Source organism: Acidovorax sp. ACV01, assembly GCF_014851495.1.
GTDB classification, from domain to species: domain Bacteria; phylum Pseudomonadota; class Gammaproteobacteria; order Burkholderiales; family Burkholderiaceae_C; genus Acidovorax; species Acidovorax radicis.
The window spans coordinates 1-1,265 of the sequence record NZ_JACUZT010000020.1 but is presented as its reverse complement, the minus strand read 5'-3'; the positions used below and the strand labels follow the sequence as shown (position 1 = coordinate 1,265).

At 65.8% G+C, this 1,265-nt stretch carries 1 protein-coding gene; it reads left to right on the top strand.

Annotated elements, in window-relative coordinates:
• A partial coding sequence (locus tag IB243_RS26955) for a bifunctional diguanylate cyclase/phosphodiesterase (protein ID WP_192430112.1) occupies nucleotides 1–1,265 on the top strand: 1,265 nt, incomplete at both ends.

Here is a 1,265-nt window from a genome sequence, read left to right as displayed (position 1 = left end):
GACATCACGGACCGAAAGCGAGCAGAACAAGAGATCGAACGCCTGGCCTTCTTTGACGCCTTGACGGGCCTGCCCAACCGCCGCCTGCTGCTCGATCGCCTGCAGCGCTCCATCGCCGCCTGCCAGCGCACCAGAAACCTCGGCGCCCTGCTGTTCATCGACCTCGATAACTTCAAGGACCTCAACGACACCCTGGGCCACGACATGGGCGACCAGCTCCTGGCCCAGGTCGCCACCCGCCTGGTGGGCAGCGTGCGCGAAGCCGACACCGTCGCCCGCTTTGGCGGCGACGAATTCGTCGTCATGCTCGAAGCCCTGGCCCCCGACCTGCAAGACGCCGCCACCCAGGCAGAAACCGTCGCAGAAAAACTCCTGGCCAGCCTGAACCAGCCCTTCGAACTGGACGGCGCCCAGCACTACAGCACCCCCAGCATCGGCATCACCCTCTTTGGCGACGAACGCCTGACGGTGGACGAACTCCTCAAACGCGCCGACCTGGCCATGTACCAGGCCAAGGCCGCAGGGCGCAACACCCAACGCTTCTTCGACCCCGACATGCAGGCAGCCGTCAACGCCCGCTCCAACCTGGAAGCCGACCTGCGCCAGGGCCTGGCCCGGGGTGAACTGCTCGTGCACTACCAGCCCGTCGTGGACCACCAGTCCCAGCTCATGGGGGCAGAAGCCCTGGTGCGCTGGCGCCACCCCCAGCGCGGCATGATCAGCCCCGGCGACTTCATCCCCCTGGCCGAACAGACCGGCCTCATCCTCCCTTTAGGCCAATACGTGCTGCAGACCGCCTGCGAACAACTGCAGCGCTGGGGCCAGCACGAAGCCACCGCCCACCTGTCCATCTCGGTCAACGTCAGCGCCCGGCAGTTCCGGCAACCGGGCTTCGTGGCCGAAGTGCTGCAGACCCTCAAGAACCACAACGCCGACCCGCGCAAACTCAAGCTCGAACTCACCGAAAGCCTGCTGCTGGGAGACATCGAAGACACCATCGCCCGCATGGTGCAGCTCAAAAGCGAAGGCGTGGGGTTTGCGCTGGACGACTTCGGCACCGGCTACTCGTCCCTGTCCTACCTCAAGCGGCTGCCGCTGGACCAGGTCAAGATCGACCAGAGCTTCGTGCGGGACGTGCTGTCGGACCCGAACGACGCGGCGATCGTGAGGACGATCCTGGCGCTGGCCAAGAGCCTGGACCTGGAGGTGGTGGCCGAGGGGGTGGAGACGACGGGGCAGCTGAGTTTTCTGAGGCTGCATGGGTG